Source organism: Anaerolineae bacterium, assembly GCA_016931895.1.
Classification (GTDB): Bacteria; Chloroflexota; Anaerolineae; order 4572-78; family J111; genus JAFGNV01.
On record JAFGDY010000270.1, the window covers coordinates 1 to 16,892 of the forward strand.

The window sequence follows — 16,892 nt, forward strand, 5'->3', positions numbered from 1 at the left end:
CCTGCTACCTTGTTACCCTGCTACCTTGTTACCCTGCTACCTTGTTACCCTGTTCAATACTCATCCTCTGCCCAGCCGTGCTCGCCAATAAGGGGCACAAAGGCTACCGGGGCTAATCTTTCCCGCACAATTTCATCGCCCTTCCATTGTAAGCGGATCAACTCTTGTTGCCATTTAGGGCCAATCGGCGCAACCAGCCTGCCCCCATCTTTCAGTTGGTCAATCAGGGGCGGGGGAATATCCGGCGCGGCGGCAGTGGCAATAATGGCGTCGTAGGGGCTGTGTTCCGGCCAACCATAACCGCCGTCGCCAACTTTTATGGCCACGTTGTGAATATCAAGCTCATGCAAGAGGCGTTGCGCCCTTTTGGCCAGCGCCTCAATGCGTTCTATGCTGTACACCCTGGCCGCCAACCGGCTCAAAATAGCGGTCTGGTAGCCGGAGCCGGTGCCAACTTCCAAAACCACGGCCCGGCCATCTTCCGGCAGCAATAACTCCTGGGTCATAAAAGCCACAATGTAGGGCTGGGAAATCGTCTGGCCATAGCCAATGGCCAGGGGACTATCTCTATAAGCCGCATCCTGTAAATCTTCGTCAACAAAAAGATGACGGGGAATCTGGCCCATCACGGTTAAAACCCGGGGGTCGGTGATGGAGCGGGCGGCCAATTGCTTTTTGACCATCAAGGCCCGGGCCTCATCTGGCTCAAGGTGTCTATTGAACATAAATCGCTTGCCTCTCCTGTATATTAAATCACACTCTACGCCGAATAGCAAGGCAGGTAAACTCTTCTCAAGCAAACGTCCAAAATGTAAGAAATCTGTAAGAATTCCTTAAGTAACTTGTAAGGATTTTTGGTCATACTGAACCCAGTTTGATGAATTAACCCTTCGGTGACAGTTACTCTTTAGGTGATTGTCACCAAACATTAGTATGAATAAGGAGGCAATTATGTTTGGAAAAATCTTGAGAATATGGTTATTGGCTGTAGTCATTGGGGTGTTTGTTGGCGCTTGTGCCGGGACAAACTCGCCCACAACCGTTGAGCAGCCTGCTGCGGCTGGTGAATCAATGGCCGAAACCGATGAGGCAATGATGGCAAAAGAAGAAGCGGCCGACGAAATGATGATGGAAGAAAAGCCAGCCGGCGATGAAGCGATGATGGTTGAAAAAGATACTTCAGCCGATGAGATGATGTCTGAAGAGATGATGTCTGATGATGACACAACCGGCGAAACCGCTATGTCGGAACATAGCGAGGGGGCTATGGCCACAGAAGAAGCGATGGACGAAATGATGGGTCAGGACGAGGCTGAAGAGCAGGAGATGATGGGGCCGGCCTGGTTCAAGGCCGAACTGACCAACGTCAATACCGGCGAAACGTTCAGCATGGCTGATCTGCAAGATAAGGTGGTGCTGGTAGAAACACTGGCCGTTTGGTGCAGCAATTGTTTGAAACAGCAGCAAGAGGTAGCCGCTCTTCACCAGCTAGTGGGCGAGCGCGATGATTTTGTGAGCGTGGGGGTGGATATTGACCTCAATGAAGATGCGGCCAAGCTGAAGGCGCATACGGATAAGAACGGCTTTGACTGGATTTACGTGGTGGCCTCGCCTGAAGTGGCCCGCGAGATTGGCCAACTATATGGCCCTCAATTTCTGAACCCACCGGCCACGCCCATGCTGATCATTGATCGCCAGGGTGAAGCGCATCCCCTGCCTTTTGGCATCAAGGACGCGCAAACGCTAAAAGAAGCGTTAGAGCCTTTTTTGAATGAAGGATAACCGCAATGGACCTTAACGCCATCGTTACTTCTATCTCTTTGGGGCTGTTGGCTACCACCAGCCCCTGCGTTTTGCCGCTCTATCCTGGCTACCTGGCTTATTTGAGCGGGGGACAAACGGCGGTGTCCGGCCGCCAGTACGGGCGTTATTTTTTGGGTTTTTTTGTGCTGGCGGGCGTGCTGGCGATGATGTTAGCCCTGGGTTTTGTTATTGCCGCGCTGTCGCTTTCGGTGGGGCAGGCGCTCTCGGTGGTGATTCCCCTGGCCGACTTTTTGATCATTGCCCTGGGCGTTCTGCTGCTGCTCAATTATAACCCGTTCAAAAAATTGCCGCAGTTGCAGGTGCCGGTTCTTTCGCATCCGTATATCAATGCTTTTGTGTACGGTTTGTTGTATGGCCCCATCGCTCTGCCTTGCTCCGGGCCGCTGGTGGTGGGCATTTTTGCTCTATCGCTCTCGGTGGGTGAAGCGGTTGGCCAACTGTCCGTTTTCTTGTGGTTTGGTTTGGGCTTTGGCTTGCCCCTATTGCTCCTCTCCTTTTTGTCGGGGGCCTGGCAACGTTGGATTACGCGCCAATTTGCTTTGCACGCCCGGCTCATTAACCTGATTGGCGGTTTACTGCTGGTGGGTATTGGCCTTTATGACCTGTGGTCCAATTGGGAGGTGATAACCCTTTTCCTGGGTTAAAGCGTGGGGCTTGAATCTGTGTTCCGGCAAAACAAATAAACAAGGCGTTCCCCGGCGGCGGGAACGCCTTGTTTATTATCTCTTAACTTGAGAATATGTTATAATAGCCAGCGAAACGTTTTATGGATGAGAGGGAGAATGACCCAATGCCTCTTCCAGAAGATACCATTTTAGAAAATCGTTATCGCATTGACGGATTGCTGGCGCACGGCGGAATGGGGGCCATTTACCGGGCTTTTGACACCAACTTGAGCACGCCGGTGGCGATCAAGGAGAATTTTTTTCAAACTCCCCAGGCCATCAACCAATTCAAGCGAGAAGCCCTGATCCTGGCCCGCCTGCGCCATCCGGCCCTGCCCCGGGTGACCCATCACTTTAGCTTTGAGGGTCAACAATACCTGGTGATGGATTTTATTGAAGGCGAGAATCTGTGGCAGATTGTCAAAAAGCAGGGACATCCCCTGGAAGAAGCCCAGGCCATCAATTATATTCAGCAGGTGGGCGAGGCCGTCAACTACCTGCACCGGCAAACCCCGCCTATTATCCACCGCGACATCAAACCCCAAAATATAAAAATTACCCCTGATGGCCGGGCGGTATTGGTAGACTTTGGCATTGCCAAAGAAGGGGCAGCCGGGAGCCGCACCCAAACCGGGGCGCAAGGGGTGACGCCGGGTTTTTCGCCGCCGGAGCAATACAGCGGTTTGGGCACCACCCCTGCCTCTGATATTTACTCTTTGGGGGCCACACTCTATGCTGTGCTCACGGGTAAAAAACCGCCGGACAGCGTTAGCCTGATGGTGGGGGGAAGCAAATTCCAGCCGCCGGATGAGGTGAATGCCAGGTTGAGCCACCATGTTTCTGAGGCCATTGTGCACGCCATGCAGGTAAAACCGGCCGACCGGCCGGAATCGGTGGCCGCCTGGCAAAAGGAATTGGAAACCATTGCCGGCTCATATACTTTAACCGGAATTACCACCCCGGCGCAGGATAAAGAAGATACAATGGTGGGCGCCACGGTCGCTCCCCCTATGCCCCCAGGCCCGCTTCCTCCCCCCCCGCTGGCGCCGCCGACTCCTTCCCCTACCTCTCCACCGCCAGGGGTGATTTCGACCCCGCCGCGCCAAAAATCGGCCTGGTTCGTGTTGATTCCAATAGTTGTGGCGGTATTCATTTTATTGGGGGCAGTGGTTGCGGCCGGTTATATCCTGTACAGTTCGGGGGTGTTAACCTTCTCAAATGCTACTCCTGCGCCCAGCCCTCTGCCCGCCGAAGGACAACCGGAAGAAACCGTTGCCGCCATCGCTCAACTAACAACCCAGGCTGAAACCGAACAACAGACGGCGCAGGCTGAACTTGATACCCAAAACACCCGCCAGGCCCAACAGGAAGCCACGGCTGTGGTTGAAGCGGGCCTGACCGAAACAGCTATGGCTGCAGAAAATATAGCCGTTGACACCCCGACCTCCACCCCAACCCTTACCCCCACTCCCCAACCGGCCCCGGCTACCCCCACCACAGAAACAACTCCCACCTCCACCTCCACCCCCACCAACATTGCCGCCACAGAACCGACGCCAACCCGTAAAGTCGTTAGCGGCCCTACCCTGGTTCCACTTAAATCTGAGCAATCCGTTGCCCAGATCGGGGTTCGGGAAGTCATTGACGTGGACATCAATCTCCAGAATCCCCAGGAAGTATACGCCCTGGTGAAGGCGGACGGCATCTACAAGAGCACCAACGGCGGCGACGGCCCCTGGACCAGAATGGAGCTGGATGGTTCGGGCCTGACCGCTTTTGTCATTGACCCTCACAACCCGGCCACCTTCTATGCGCCCTCGTGGAACGCTGTGCTCAAATCAACCGATGGCGGCAACAATTGGCAAGCCTACGGCAGCGGTTTGAGTACGGCCAACCGGGTGGTAGATGTGGTGACGGTTGACCCGGCAAACCCCAATCTGCTCTATGGCGGCATTGGAGCGACTCTGGTGGTGTCCACCGACGGCGGCCAGACTTGGGTGTCTGACGGGTATGGCCGGGGCCTGGTTGGCGGCAGGTTGACCCACATTGTGATAGACCTCTTCAATCACGACACGGTTTACGTGGGCGGCTTTTTTGGCTCAATCTACAAGTCTGTTGATTCTGGCCGCAATTTCATTCCGCTGGCCTATGGCGTGGGCGAGGGCGTATTTGGCATGGCCGCCCACCCCACCCAAAAAGACGTTTACCTGGTAGGCATCAACTCCTACGATGCGGGAATTATTAAAACGGAGAACGGCGGTGATTTTACCTCGGTGAGCAATGGTTTGATTTTTGGCGGAGCCGACTCAGCCTATTCGGCCATTACCTACGCGCCCAGTAACCCCAGCATTGTTTACACAGGCAGCGGCTACGAGGAAGACCGTTTTGCCAAGGGCATCTTCAAAAGCGCCGATGGCGGCAAAAGTTGGGAAGACATCAACAATGGTTTAAGTGTTAATGGGGCTACAGGTTTTCCCCATTACGTTAAATCTATGGCCGTTCATCCTACCAATCCCAATATTGTTTTGGCCGCCACCGGCGGCGGGCTTTACAAGAGTGTGGACGGGGGCGGAAGTTGGAGTTTGAAGTAAAGGCAATCAACAATTCTACTTTGACTTTTATGCCCATTAGCGTTATGATTCAGCCTCCTTTTCCCACGTCAACTTTGTTGACACGTCAACTTTGTTGACACGTCAACTTTGTTGACACGTTATCTTGCGGTAGGGAGACGCCGCTAAACGTCTCCCTTTTTTATGGGGAGCAACTTGCCAAAAAAACAACCCTTCATTCCCGTGGCCGAGCCGTTGTTGGGGGACAAAGAATTGGAATACGTGGCCGATTGCCTCAGAAGCGGCTGGATTTCCTCGTTGGGTGAGTATGTACGCGCCTTTGAAAGTGGTTTTGCCGAGTATTGTGGCGCGCGCTACGGCGTGGCTACTTTTAATGGCACCGTGGCTTTACACCTGTTGGCAGCCACCCTCAACCTGGGTCCCGGCGATGAGATAATCATGCCCAGCCTGACCTATGTGGCTACGGCCAATGCCGTGCGTTACACCGGGGCCAACCCTGTTTTTGTGGATTCCCAACGAGACACGTGGAATATTGACCCCTCCCTGGTGGCCGAGGCCATCACGCCTGACACCAAAGCCATCATCGCCGTCCACCTGTATGGGCACCCCGTTGACATGGAGCCGCTCCAGGCCCTGGCCGCCAAACACGGCCTGTTCCTGCTGGAAGACGCCGCCGAAGCCCACGGCGCGCGTTACCGGGACCGGCGGGTGGGGGGCTTGAGTGATGCGGCCGTTTTTAGCTTTTACGGCAACAAAATCATCACCACCGGCGAAGGCGGCATTGTGATCACCAATAACCAGGCCTGGGCCGAGCGGGCCTTTTTTCTGGAAAACCAGGGGCGGTACAGTCATGATCCCTACTATCATCCCGAAGTGGGTTACAACTACCGTATGACCAATGTGCAGGCCGCCATTGGCGTGGCCCAACTGGAACGGATTGACCAGATGATCACCCTTCGTCGCCGCAACGCCGCCCATTACAACCATCGTCTGGCCGGTGTTCCTGGTCTGACTCTGCCCGTGGAAAAGCCCTGGGCGGAAAACGTGTACTGGATGTATTCCGTGATTGTGGAGGATGAATTTGGCCTGAGCCGGGATGAAGTACAACTTAAATTACGCGAAGCCGGTATTGAAACGCGCCCTTTTTTCTGCCCGGTGCATACCTTGCCTATGTATAACACCGGCCAATCCTTGCCCGTAGCTGAAGAACTGGGGCGCAAAGGGCTGAACCTGCCTTCCAGCGCCACCCTTACCCCTGCCCAAATTGACTATATTTGTGATACGTTGATGAGCCTATGCGCATCGTAATTCTTACCTACGAAAGTCTTTTTTCAAACATGATGACCGAACGCCTGCTCCGGGAGTTTCCGGGCCAGGTGGTGGGCATTGTGCGCTCCGATTGCCTGATTTACGGCAAAAGCCTGCCGGCGGGATTGCTCTATTTGTTAAAACAAACCGGCCTGCGTTTTGTGGGCCGCAAGGCATTAGAGCTTTTTCAGAGCCGGGCCACGGCCATTATCTTTCGCTTGATTGGGCGCCAACCAAAAATACACTCGCTGCGCGATATGCGGGCGTTATACCGCGTGCCCGTGGCTGGCTCAACAAACGTTAACAGCCCTGAAACAATGGCCAAAATTAAAAGCTGGCAGCCCGACCTGGTCATCTCTATCTACCTGAACCAACTCATCAAACGCAACCTCATCAACCTGCCCTCGCAGGGCACGCTCAACATTCATCCGGCGTTGCTGCCGCGTAACCGGGGGCTGTGGCCCTATTTTTGGGCGGTGGCTAACGGCGAAAAGGAAAGCGGCGTGACTATCCATTGGGTAGATGAAAAATTTGATACCGGCGATTTGCTGCTGCAAGAAAAAATTGCCATTGACCCCACCGGCACATTGACCTCGTTGCAATACAAAAGTGCGGTGGTAGGGGCCGACATGCTGGTCAAGGCCGTCAACTTGGTGGCGGCGGGCAATCCTCCCCGCCTCTCTCAGGATAACAGCCAGGCCTCCTACTACTCCCTGCCCAAACCCGCCGACCAGCGCCGCTTCCGCCAACAGGGGGGCAAATACGGCACTATTTTTGAATTATGGAAGTACATGTAAGCAGAAGGGAACAGGGAGTAAGGTTCAAATAATACTAAGGGGCAAACCCTCACCTAATTCCTAACCTCCAATTCCTAAATCCCCACTCCCAAACACCATGAAAACATCCATCATCCTGCCAACCTACAAAGAAAAAGACAACATCGTTGAACTCATCCGGGCCATCTTTGCCACCCTGGCCCCGCTTGATCTGGATTTTGACATTGTAGTGGTTGACGACAACAGCCCCGACGGCACGGCCGAGATTGTGCGGCAGAATTTTGATGGCAACGGGCAGGTCAAACTTTTTGTGCGGACCGCAGAACGCGGCCTGGCAACGGCCATTCGCTACGGCATTGACCATTCGGGGGGTGACATCCTGGTGTTCATGGATACCGACTTTAACCACGACCCGGCCATTATCCCTCAGATGATCAAATTTTTAGAATATTACGATCTCATCATTGGCTCCCGTTTTGTAATGGCCGGCGGCATGGAAGATCGGTTTCGCCAATTTTCCAGCCTCATCTATAATTACGGCATCCGCCTGCTCTTTGGCACACCCGTCCACGACAATCTCAGCGGCTTCTTTTCCATTTACCGCGATAAGCTAAACGCGCTGGACCTGGACCAGATTTATTACGGCTATGGCGACTACTTTATCCGGCTGCTCATGGTGGCCCACAAACGGGGGTACCACATGCTGGAAATTCCGGTGTTTTACCGCCTGCGCCTGCATGGACACAGCAAAACCCAATTTTTATCAATTCTTATGCAATACACTCGCGCCCTCCTGGCGCTGCGCCTCAAATTATGGACAGGGAGAATGCGATGAGCCAAGAGCAAAAGACCCCCCCCGCTCAAGGATCAGAGCAAGACCAACAAGACAATGAGCAGAGGGTGGCCCAAACCGGGTCAGGCTCTGGCCAGGGCAAAACCCGGCCCATGGCCCCTTACGACGCCCCGGAATCAGGCGGTCCCTTGCCTGAAGTGGATGATGCGCCGCTGGCCCGGCCGGTAGACGACATTCAGGGCGCTTTGGTGGAAGCCGCCCGGCACGGCGAGCCAACCGAGGTAGATTTTGACGAGCTGCCCGAACCCGTGCCGGATGTTGACGAAGGCCCTCGCCCCGGCCCGGTAGACGACATCCAGGAAGCCCTTTTTACCGCCGGCCAGCAGGGCGCGCCCGCCGATGTAGAATTTGATAGACTGCCGGAGCCTGCCGTCTCCTTTCCCCAAAAAATCATTCGTTTTGCCATAAACGCTGTTTCCACCGAAGTAACTGCCGGCTCTGCCGAGTCAACCTCACCGGAAACCAAAAAAGAAATACCCTTTGCCCCACCTGCGCCCGCCTCCTCAGCCATCGGGAGCGATTTCTGGCTCTTGTTGGCCCTGTTTTTAACCTTCCGCCTGCTGACCTTGTTTTTATTAAAACCCGGCGGTTTCATTCGGGACTGGTCTGATTTTGATACCTATTACGGCATTGCGGGTTTAACGGATTATGGCCTTTATCCTTTTCTGCACTTTTGGCTGGAATGGCCGCCCCTGATGCCCTGGCTTATGGTGGGGGTCTATAAATTATCGCTGCTGCTGCCGCCCTGGCCGGACGATCCCCGGCTCTGGTTTGTGTTGATTTTAGGCGCGGTGTTTGTGCTGTTTGAAGTAGGTAACTTTGTTTTGATTTACCGGCTGGCCCGCCGCCTTTTCCCCTCGGCCGACACCCTGAAACGGGTCTTATGGCTTTACGCCGGACTGTTCCCGCCTGTTTATGCTATGCTCGGCTTCTTTGATGGCGCAGCCCTATTTTTTATGTTGCTGACCCTTGACCTGCTGCTGTCCGAGCGCCGTCTTCTTTCGGCTATTTCGGCGGGCGTGGGCTTTATGGTAAAAATCATTCCGGTGGTGATGCTGCCGGTGGCCTTGCGCCGCCTCTGGTATCAATATCAAGGCAATAAACGCGAGGCCAGTATTGAAATTGGCCTTTACAGTGTTGTTTTTGGTCTGACCATTTTACTGTTATTCAGCCCATTCCTCATTGCCGGGCCGGAATGGGTGCTGGCCTCGCTGCGTTCCATCCTGGGGCGTTCTTCCTGGGAAACCGTGTGGGCGGTAATGGATGGCTACTATGGCTTTGGCCTGGTCAATGGCGATCGGCTGAATCCGGCTGAAACCAACTTTGCCGTTCACAATGGCACGCTGCCCTGGTCTATCTGGTGGCTCATCACCCTTGTTTTTGCCGGCATATACGCCTTCCTCTTCACCCGCCCCGCCGATTACAGCCAGCCGCGCAACGTGCTGGCTTTCAGCGGCCTGACCGTCGCCATTTTTATACTCTATAACAAAGGCTATAGTCCCCAATTCCTGGTTTATTTATTGCCCTTCATCTTGCTCATGTTTCCTGATGGCCGGGGAGTCGTTTATGCCTTCGTTCTCACCGGCCTTAATATTTTGGAACAGCCAATTTATTTTGTGATGCTGCCCCAGACCACGTGGTTGTTAACCTTTATAGTTGTTACGCGCTTCATGGTGCTGCTGGTTTTGGCTGTGGAATTTGCTTTGATGATTTGGAGCATGGTCCCGCGCCTGGCCTTTCTGCTCAAACCCCGCCAATATGCGCCCCTGGTTCTGGGGAGTTTGTCGCTCCTGGCGCTGCTGGGGTTAACGCCGCTGATGCTCCGTGCCTACGCCGATAACCGGCTGACCAACAGCCCGGTGGAGACGTTTGCGGGTTTTATGAACGCCCAGGCCCAAAATATTGGCAGTCTGGCCAGTTGTCTGGCCGGGCCAGACTCGCAACGATTGTATTTGAGCGACCAGGCTACCTACCGCGAACTTTATCCCTATCTGCACCATAATTTTGACCTGCAACTGGTGGTAGGCGCGCCTGATGCCGGCGATTTCCCCCCTCTCAGTGAGCTATTACCCGACTCCGGCACAGCCTGGATACTGCCGACCGGCCCCCAGGGGCAAGTATTGAGTAGCCGGGCTGCCAAAAAAGGTCGCAGTGTTGAAACCTATTATTTTGAGGAACTGGGCCAGGTTTCTCTTTACAGGTTTCCCGCCAATTCGAATCTGACCTGTCTGACTCTGGCCCGTTTCACCGGCGGCATCGAACTTCTGACTTACCAACTTGAGGTTGAATCCGGGGCCGTGAACGTTACCCTCTTTTGGCGGGCGCGCAACCCGCAAACCCAAGACTTGAAGGTTTTTACCCACCTGCTGGATGCCAACGGCCAATGGATTGTCGGTGATGATAGTGTTCCTCGCCGTGGCACTGCTCCCACCACCACTTGGCCTGTAGACGCCGTGCAAATTGACCCCCATCGGATTGAACTCCCCCCTGGCCTACCTCCCGGCAATTATACCCTCACCACCGGCCTCTATAATGATTTTGGCGGGCGCTTACCCGCCTTTGCCCCTAATGGCCTTAGTTATCCTAACCAGAGTGCGCCGCTGGAGACAATATCGCTGCCTTAACGTAAGCAACATTGTTTAGCTTGCAAATAAATGGTACAATGCCTTAACATCCAATTTACAGCGAGACAGGCATGGCGGCGGTTAAAGAGAGCAAGCTCTATTATCACAATAAAATCGTCTACATCTTTGTCACCTCTATTGAGCAAACCATTGGCCCGGCGGCTATGAAAACTGTTTTTGACGTGGCCGGCGTGCCGCTAAAATATTATCCCCCACCCAATAACTTTGCTAAAGAATTTGACTTTGCCTATTTCTCCGCGCTTAACGGCGCGGTTGATCAGATCTATGGTCGCGGTGGGCGGGGCTTGCTGATCCACGCCGGCCGGGCCGGTTTTGCCGAAGGTCTGGCCGAGTTTGGCCCTCTGCTGGGGGTGGGGGAACTTGCCTTCAAAAGTATTCCGCTGAGGGCCAAACTGAAAGTGGGGCTAAAGGCCATGGCCGAAACATTTACCAAATTCAGCGACCAACTGACCAGCCTTGATGAAGCCGATGATTATTTTATTTATACCATCCATAAATGCCCGGTCTGTTGGGATAGAAGCAGCCAGAGACCCATCTGTTACACAGCCGTTGGCGTTATTGAAGAAGGCTTAAAATGGGTCAGCGGCGGCAAATCCTTTCAAGTTGAAGAAGTGACCTGCCACGCCGCCGGCGACGAAAATTGTGTTTTTCATATCGCCAAAGAACCGTTAAGTGACTCGCAAGGTTAGGAAAACAATGCTTGCACCCGGCCAAAAAATATTTGAATACGAGATTATTCGCCAATTGGGGCAGGGTGGTTTTGCCACGGTTTTTGAAGCGCGAGACCGGCATTTGGACCGCCATGTGGCCATCAAACAACTCCTCTTGAACCGGATCAAAGATGAGAGTTCTGTGAAGCGTTTCATTCAAGAAGCGCGAGTGGCGGCGACCCTGGCTCATCCCAACGTGGTCACCATTTACGCTTTGCGGATAGAAGACAAGAAGTTTTACATGATTATGGAGTATTTGCCCGGCGGCAGCCTGCGCCAGTTGCTCAACAAACAGGGCCATTTGCCGGTAGAGCAGGCTGTAAATCTGACCGTCGGCATTTGCGAAGGGTTAGCCAAATTTCATGACAAGGGTATTTTGCACCGGGACATTAAAGGGGAAAATATCCTGCTCACCACTGATGGTCGCCCAAAAATTATTGATTTTGGCATTGCTCATGTACCGGAAACCGCTGGCGGACTGGTTCTGACCCAGGCCGGTTTTCAACCCAGTACCCTGCTTTACAGCTCGCCGGAGCAGGTGCGCGGCGAAAAGTTGGACGCCCGCAGCGATGTTTACCAGATTGGTGAAATGCTGTACTATATGCTATCCGGCCAACATTACATTGACCTGGACGCGCTAGAAGCGCGGGCCATCACACAGGGGGGCACCAGTCAATTTCGATCCCAAGCTAAACTATATGAGCTGTTGGAACAGGCTATCTGTGAGGAGATGCCGGCCGGTTTGAAAACCCTGTGGCGTGAGGTTGGGGCGCTGGCCGGGGTGGTGGAAAGGGCGATGTCAAAAGACAAGGTGCATCGCTTCAAGGATGCGGCGGAGTTTGCCGCTACTCTCAGAACCCTGAGCATCAATACTACCCCAGTTTCCCCCGACACGGACGAGTTGACCGTACTGGACTCGCGGGCTTATAACAAACGCGGCCTGGCCCACGTTAGCACCAGAAACTACGAACAGGCTATTGTGGATTACAGCAAAGCCATTCGGTTTGACCCCCAATATGCCGAAGCTTATGTCAATCGTAGCACGGCCCATTTATTGATGGGTAATTATGGCCAGGCGGTGCTGGATTGTAACCAGGCTCAGACGCTGGCCCCGGATTTTGTGGCGGCCTATACCAATCGAGGCATTGCCTATACCGGCTTGCGTGATTATGACCGGGCGTTGGCCGATTACGAGCAATCCCTGGTCTTGTCTCCCCGGAATGTATATGCCTTTTTCAACCGGGGCAATACGTACCTGTGGATGAGCCAATACCAGGAAGCCGTTGCCAATTACAGCCAGGCGATTGCCCTGGACCCAGACTTTGTGGCTGCGTATGTTAACCGAGGTGTAGCCCATAGTGAACTCAAAAATAATGATTTGGCCCTGGCCGACTTTACTCAGGCTATTGACCTGAACCCGGATTACGTGTATGCCTATTACAATCGGGCCAATGTGTACCGGGAGTTGCAGGAGCATAAAAAGGCCATTGCCGACTACGGCAAAGTGGTTGACCTGAACCCGGAACATCGTTATGCCTATGAAAACCGGGGCGACTCTTACGCTGCTATTGGTGATGAAGAGTTGGCTGCAGAGGATTATACCCGCATTATTACGCAAACCTCGGCTATTCACCCCAAACGCCTGAGCGTGGCCCGCAGCATGCTTATGCCGGCCACGCCTCTGGATTTCCTCACGCGAGAATAAGGTGATAATGAGAGTATCCGTAATTCTGGCTCATCCTCACGCCCAAAGTTTCAACCATGCCATTGCCCACGCAGCCCTGGTTGTCCTCCGGCAGAACAAACATGAGATTACTTTTCACGACCTTTATGCGGAAAAGTTTGATCCTCTGCTGCCCGCTGAGGAAATTCCTAAGTAGCCTTATCCCCAGAGCTAGAACAACACTGCCTGGAGATAGCCTCTGCCGATGGCCTCGTCATTGTTCACCCCAATTGGTGGGGGCAACCTCCGGCGATTTTAAAAGGGTGGGTGGACCGGGTGCTGCGGCCAGGGGTGGCCTATAAGTTCCTGGAGGGCGATCAAGGAGAAGGTGTGCCGGTTGGCCTTCTCAAAGCTACTGCCGCCCTTGTCTTCAATACCTCTAACACCCCCTGCCAGCGGGAGCAAGCGGTGTTTGGCGACCCCCTGGAATTGCTGTGGAAAAACTGCATTTTTAACCTGTGCGGGGTGAAGACAGTTTACCGGAAAATGTTTGGCGTGGTAGTTACCAGTTCGGCGGCGCAACGCGCCCAATGGTTACAGGAAGTCCGGGAAACAGTGGGTCAATATTTTCCAGGTTAAGGGATTGATAAAATTGAAACCTTCCCCTGACCTCTCCTCCCCGGCACTCACTCCAAAGACTCGTAATATCCCTTTTTTAATTGTAGTCGGCCTCTTTGGTTTGGGTTTAGGCTTTCTCATCAACATCTTGGATCCCTTTATCTATGCCGAAAAGGTGCGGCTGCTGGCTCCCCCCTGGCTCAAAAATACGGCCCTCAGTTTCATCACCATTATGTCTCTGGTAGTGGCCCTGGTAACGCAGCCGCTGGTGGGCCGGTGGAGCGATCGCACGCGCAGTCGCTGGGGCCGGCGAGCGCCCTATTTGGCCAGCGGCGTGCTGGGTATGACGTTGAGCTTGGTTTTGGTGGCGGCAACGGATAACTTTTGGCTGTTGATCATAGCCGCCATGACGATGGCGGCCTTTTCCAACACCATGCAGGGACCCTGGCAGGCCCTCATTCCCGACCATGTGCCCGAAGCGCAGCGAGGTAAAGCCGCCGGGATCAAGACCTTGCTAGAGTTGATGGGCGTAGTTTCCGGGGTGGCCGTGGTAGGGGTCAGCCTATCCAGAGGGCATTTGTGGACGGCCCCCCTTATGGCCATGGGCCTCTTCTGGGGTATTTTGCTGGTAACGCTTTATACCCTATCCAAATGGACGCATGGACAAATAAACACATCAACAGCTCAACATAGGGCTAAAGAGCCAAATAATGTTCCTTTATTGGCCAGCCCTCATCGGGTTTATCAAGTGATTCGAGGCGTACCCGGCTTTGCCTGGTGGATGCTTAACCGTTTCCTCTTTTGGTCGGCAGCCATTGCCGTCCGCACGTTCATGCTGAATTATTTGGAAGACGTGCTGTTGTTCTCGCCGGCCGAAGCGCAGTTATTGAGCAGCCGGTTTTTTTTGATTCTGGGTTTTGGGATTTTTGGGCTGGCCTTACCTGCCGGGGCCATCGCCGACCGGACCGGCCGTCACCCTTTGCTGTTATTGGCCGGAGGGATGGCTGCCGGGGGCGCAACGCTTTTGTTATTTGCCCGTGAACTTGATTTGCTGTTTGTGGCCGGGGGACTGATTGCCATAGGAGCGGGTATTTTTGCCAGTAGCAGTTGGGCTTTAGCCACCGATCTGGTTCCCAAAACCGAAGGCGCGCTCTACCTGGGCCTGGCCAACGGGGCCACGGTGATAGGTAGCATGGGTGGACGGCTGGGTGGTCCGTTGATTGATGGGATCAACCAACTCACGGGCACGGCAACCTTGGGCTACCTGATTGTTTTTGGGATCGCTGCTCTGTTTTTTCTGGGTAGCAGCGTGGTGGCGTTGCAGATACCCCAAAAAGAATTGTGAATTGCGGTCTCTCACCGTTCAAGCTTAATGACTCTTGTATCGCCGGTGAATGACGAAGGACGAACGACGAGCAAATGGCCGCAATTTGCCAAGTCGCTCAATCGCTGATTTCGAGGGGGACATCATCAGTGGTTCGTAGGTTTGTGACAATTGCTTCCCTAATTTTTCTGAACAAGGTATAATGTTCTGGAAATGTTAAAGCGTTGGTCCAATGTCACAATTTTCCAGAGAGGCGACCATGTCCAAAATCAGCCCCGAGCTGGAGCAGCAGCTCAAAGCAATGCCTAACCGAACTGTTGATTTGATTGTGCGCACCGCAGGAGAGGCCACTCCTCATCTGGAATGGCTGACCGCCGCAGGATTCCAGGTAAAGCAGCAATTCCGGCTGTCGCCAGGGGTGGCGGTTTCCGGCTCAGGCCAGGCTGCCCTGAAATTGCTGACTCAGAGTTGGGTGGTTTCGATAGAGTTGGATGCGCCGGTAAAGACAATGTAGCAGAGTGGCAGGCTGCAAGTTTGCCGTTTGTCCATTTGATATTTCCTATTTGCCAAGGAGAGAAAATGGCGGTTAAAAAAATCACTTCAGAATTACAGACTCAAATGAACTCAGTGGCTAACCAGGAGCAAATCCCGATCATTGTGCGTCATAAAAAGGGGATGTTCAGCGCTCAAGCGGTATTGTCCGGCTCACCTAAAATTGAACAACGGTTCAACCTGTTTCCCGGCGAGGCGCTGAAAGTTACCGCCGCTGACATTGAGGTTCTGAGCAAACAAGAGGATGTTGAGCAAATCTGGCCCGACCTGCCGGTGCATACCTGCCTCAATACGTCTGTTTCCAGAATACAGGCCCCCCAGGTGTGGGCGGCCGGGTTTAAGGGTGAGGGCATCAAAGTGGCGGTGATTGATACCGGCATTGACGAGACCCATCCCGATTTTGCCGGACGGATTATGGCTACCAAAAACTTTGTTGGTAACAGCGCCCGCGACGACAACGGCCATGGCACGCACGTGGCCGGTACGATTGCCGGGGATGGCCGCAAGTCAAACGGTAAGTACGTGGGCGTTGCGCCCAAAGCTCACTTGTACATTGCCAAAGTGTTAGATGCTTACGGCGGCGGCTCTATGAGCGGCGTGATGGCAGGCATTGAGTGGGCGGTGTTGGAACAGCAGGTGCAAATCATCAATCTCTCCTTGGGCGGCACCAGCACTTGCGACGGCACAGACGCTCTTTCGGTATTGTGCGATGAGGCGGTGTTACAAGCGGGAGTGGTGATGTGCGTGGCGGCAGGCAATGCCGGGCCTGGTGCCAAAACCATTGGCCCGCCAGGTTGCGCTCGCTATGTGATCACGGTGGGGGCCATTGATGATCAGGATCGGGTGGCTTATTTTTCATCGCGAGGGCCTACGGCAGACGGCCGGGTCAAGCCCGATATTGTTTTTCCTGGGGTGGGTATTGTGGCCCCTCAGTCCGCCGGCACCAGCCTGGGCGCGGTAATTGAACCAGGCTATGTGGCCAGCGATGGCACCAGCATGGCCACACCGCATGCTTCGGGCGTGGCGGCGCTGATGTTGCAGGCTAACCCTGCGCTTACGGCGGAACAGGTCAAAACCCAAATGCTGGCCGGGGGAGTCAACATTGGCGCGTTACCCAATGCGCAGGGCGTAGGCCGGGGAGACGCCTACCGGGCTTATCTCAAAACCATTGGCGAAGCATTGCCCGAACCACCGCCTCCACCAGAACCTATCCCTTCGGAGCCACCCGGCTGCCTGGCTGCGCTGTTTGGCCAGCGAAAATAGTTTTATACTGCCGCTTTAATGGCCCCAAAAGCAGCAAAACAGCTATGCTTGTGTAGAATTTTCACCTGGCAAAAACCACCGGGTTTGGCCCTGAAACCCGGTCGGTTTTTGTCCCCCCACC

13 protein-coding genes and 1 pseudogene are annotated in these 16,892 nt (G+C 54.1%); 13 read left to right on the plus strand and 1 reads right to left on the minus strand.

The window, feature by feature from the left end; genetic code table 11:
* Positions 1–53: 53 nt before the first annotated feature.
* The gene (locus JW953_20635) at positions 54–725 is read right to left on the minus strand and encodes a protein-L-isoaspartate(D-aspartate) O-methyltransferase (protein MBN1995111.1); all 672 of its coding nucleotides are present in this window, start codon (positions 723–725) and stop codon (positions 54–56) included.
* 226 nt (positions 726–951) lie between these two features.
* Here JW953_20635 and JW953_20640 point away from each other — a divergent pair, with 226 nt between their 5' ends.
* From JW953_20640 to JW953_20700, 13 genes and pseudogenes are all read left to right on the plus strand, one after another.
* The gene (locus tag JW953_20640) at positions 952–1,782 is read left to right on the plus strand and encodes a hypothetical protein (GenBank protein MBN1995112.1); all 831 of its coding nucleotides are present in this window, start codon (positions 952–954) and stop codon (positions 1,780–1,782) included.
* 5 nt (positions 1,783–1,787) lie between these two features.
* Positions 1,788–2,468 (plus strand): hypothetical protein, encoded by a 681-nt coding sequence (locus tag JW953_20645; GenBank protein MBN1995113.1) that lies wholly within the window; start codon positions 1,788–1,790, stop codon positions 2,466–2,468.
* Positions 2,469–2,614: 146 nt separating this feature from the next.
* The gene (locus JW953_20650) at positions 2,615–5,080 is read left to right on the plus strand and encodes a protein kinase (GenBank protein ID MBN1995114.1); all 2,466 of its coding nucleotides are present in this window, start codon (positions 2,615–2,617) and stop codon (positions 5,078–5,080) included.
* Positions 5,081–5,242: 162 nt separating this feature from the next.
* Positions 5,243–6,367 carry a DegT/DnrJ/EryC1/StrS family aminotransferase gene (locus JW953_20655; GenBank protein ID MBN1995115.1) on the plus strand — a complete coding sequence of 375 codons (1,125 nt, stop codon included), beginning with the start codon at positions 5,243–5,245 and terminating at the stop codon, positions 6,365–6,367.
* Positions 6,355–7,164: a hypothetical protein gene (locus JW953_20660; protein ID MBN1995116.1), complete on the plus strand. Its 810-nt coding sequence runs from the start codon at positions 6,355–6,357 to the stop codon at positions 7,162–7,164. Before JW953_20655 ends, JW953_20660 begins: the two co-directional genes overlap by 13 nt.
* A 97-nt stretch (positions 7,165–7,261) precedes the next feature.
* A complete protein-coding gene (locus JW953_20665) occupies positions 7,262–7,978 on the plus strand; it encodes a glycosyltransferase (protein MBN1995117.1) in 717 nt (238 codons plus the stop codon).
* Positions 7,975–10,620, plus strand: a complete 2,646-nt coding sequence (locus JW953_20670; GenBank protein MBN1995118.1) for a DUF2029 domain-containing protein — start codon at positions 7,975–7,977, stop codon at positions 10,618–10,620. The genes JW953_20665 and JW953_20670 overlap by 4 nt, the downstream gene beginning before the upstream one ends.
* A 71-nt stretch (positions 10,621–10,691) precedes the next feature.
* The gene (locus tag JW953_20675) at positions 10,692–11,330 is read left to right on the plus strand and encodes a 4-vinyl reductase (GenBank protein ID MBN1995119.1); all 639 of its coding nucleotides are present in this window, start codon (positions 10,692–10,694) and stop codon (positions 11,328–11,330) included.
* A 7-nt stretch (positions 11,331–11,337) separates the two neighbouring features.
* Entirely contained in the window at positions 11,338–13,056 is a 1,719-nt protein-coding gene (locus tag JW953_20680; GenBank protein ID MBN1995120.1) for a tetratricopeptide repeat protein, read from the plus strand.
* Between the two features lie 7 nt (positions 13,057–13,063).
* Positions 13,064–13,653 (plus strand): annotated as a pseudogene (locus JW953_20685) (NAD(P)H-dependent oxidoreductase).
* 13 nt (positions 13,654–13,666) lie between these two features.
* Complete coding sequence (locus JW953_20690; GenBank protein MBN1995121.1) at positions 13,667–14,977, plus strand: MFS transporter; 1,311 nt, start codon at positions 13,667–13,669, stop codon at positions 14,975–14,977.
* 238 nt (positions 14,978–15,215) lie between these two features.
* Positions 15,216–15,470 carry a hypothetical protein gene (locus JW953_20695; GenBank protein MBN1995122.1) on the plus strand — a complete coding sequence of 85 codons (255 nt, stop codon included), beginning with the start codon at positions 15,216–15,218 and terminating at the stop codon, positions 15,468–15,470.
* Between the two features lie 65 nt (positions 15,471–15,535).
* Complete coding sequence (locus JW953_20700) at positions 15,536–16,771, plus strand: S8 family serine peptidase (GenBank protein MBN1995123.1); 1,236 nt, start codon at positions 15,536–15,538, stop codon at positions 16,769–16,771.
* Positions 16,772–16,892: the final 121 nt, after the last annotated feature.